We start from the raw sequence: 1,414 nt of genomic DNA, 5'->3' as shown, positions 1-1,414 counted from the left end.
CTAGTAGTGCTTCGTTACGTCGGGTGATCTCGGCTGGTGGTGGGCAGTCTTTCTGTATGAGGTTGGGGGAGGTGGAACGGCTCCGGGGTGAGTTGGCGGAGTTCGTTGCCGATGTGTTCGCCTCGCTGCCGCGTCGGGATCAGCGGCGGTGGGGCGAGTGTTATCTGCGGGGTCTGATGCTGGACGGTCGTCGTAAGTCGATCCAGCCGATGGCCGGGCGGCTGCCGGACGGGAACATGCAGGCTCTGCAGCAGTTCGTGAGCCAGTCGCCGTGGGATCCGCTGCCGGTGCGGCGGAGGATCGCTGAGCGGCTATCCGGGGTGATCCAGCCTGAGGTGTGGGTGGTCGACGATGTGTCGTTTCCCAAGTGCGGCACCGCGTCGGTGGGGGTGGCCCGGCAGTACTGCGGGGCGTTGGGCAAGCGGGCGAACTGCCAGGTCGCGGTTAGCGTGCATGCGGCCAGCGACACCGCCTCCTGCCCGCTGGAGTGGGAACTGTTCTTGCCCGAGGAATGGACGAACGACGAGCAGCGGCGACGGCGGGCGGGGGTGCCCGATGAGACCGGACACGTCTCCAAGACCTTTCTGGCCCTGGGCCTGCTGGACCGGCTGGCCGCGCAGGGACTGATGGTGCCGGTGATCGTCGGGGATGCCGGCTACGGCCGCAGTGTCTCCTTCCGGCTCGCGCTTGAGACACGCGGCTGGTCCTACGTGATGGCCGTCGATCCCAAGGAGATTGCCCGCCCGGCCGCGGCCGGGCCTCATCAGCCCGACTACGGCGGGCTGGGGCCGCCCACGCTGCCCCGCTACCGTGAGCCGGCCCGACCCCTGACCACGTTCATCGACGCCGCCCCCTTATTCCAGGAAGTCTCCTGGCGTCAGGGAAGCAAAGGCACGATGACCTCGCGCTTTGCCGTCATTGAGGTGCGGCCGTCAGGCAAGGAAGCCACCCGCACCGCCCAGGAACAGGCCGGCGGGCGAAGTCAGTGGGACGGGGTTCTGCCTCTGCGGACCCTGCTGGTCGAGCAGCGCGAAGAGGCGTCAGAGCCGACCGGCTACTGGATGAGCAACCTGCCCGCCACCACCCCGATCACGGATCTGGTGCGGTGGGCGAAGATGCGCTGGCGGATCGAGCACGACTACCGCGAACTGAAACACGCTCTGGGCCTGGACCACTTCGAGGGACGCACCTGGCGCGGCTGGCACCACCACGTCACCCTCGTCACCGCCGCCCAGGCCTTCCTCACCCTCAGGCGGCTCGACCCAAAAGCCCAGACGCCGGTCTGACCCTCTACCAAGTCCTGGACCTCCTCCAAGACCTGCTGAGGTGCTGGACCGGCACCTGCACCACCTGCGGCCGCACCCTGCCCAAACACACCCGAAGACACAGAACCTAACGAAGCACTACTAGGGCC

At 67.6% G+C, this 1,414-nt stretch carries 1 protein-coding gene; it reads left to right on the top strand.

The genetic code is table 11. The features are described from left to right. The first annotated feature begins 56 nt into the window (after positions 1-56). The gene (locus tag LG396_RS38745) at positions 57-1,286 is read left to right on the top strand and encodes an IS701 family transposase (protein ID WP_225798302.1); all 1,230 of its coding nucleotides are present in this window, start codon (positions 57-59) and stop codon (positions 1,284-1,286) included. Positions 1,287-1,414 lie beyond the last annotated feature (128 nt).

The organism is Streptomyces aculeolatus, assembly GCF_020400605.1.
In the GTDB taxonomy this organism is placed as follows: Bacteria; Actinomycetota; Actinomycetes; order Streptomycetales; family Streptomycetaceae; genus Streptomyces; species Streptomyces aculeolatus.
The sequence above is the reverse complement of the archived record's forward strand: the minus strand, read 5'-3'. Positions and strand labels throughout refer to the sequence as shown.

What these genes read in the sequence shown, in the direction of transcription:
- LG396_RS38745 (WP_225798302.1), top strand. Translation starts at nt 57, where the DNA reads ATGAGGTTGGGGGAGGTGGAACGGCTCCGGGGTGAGTTGGCGGAGTTC.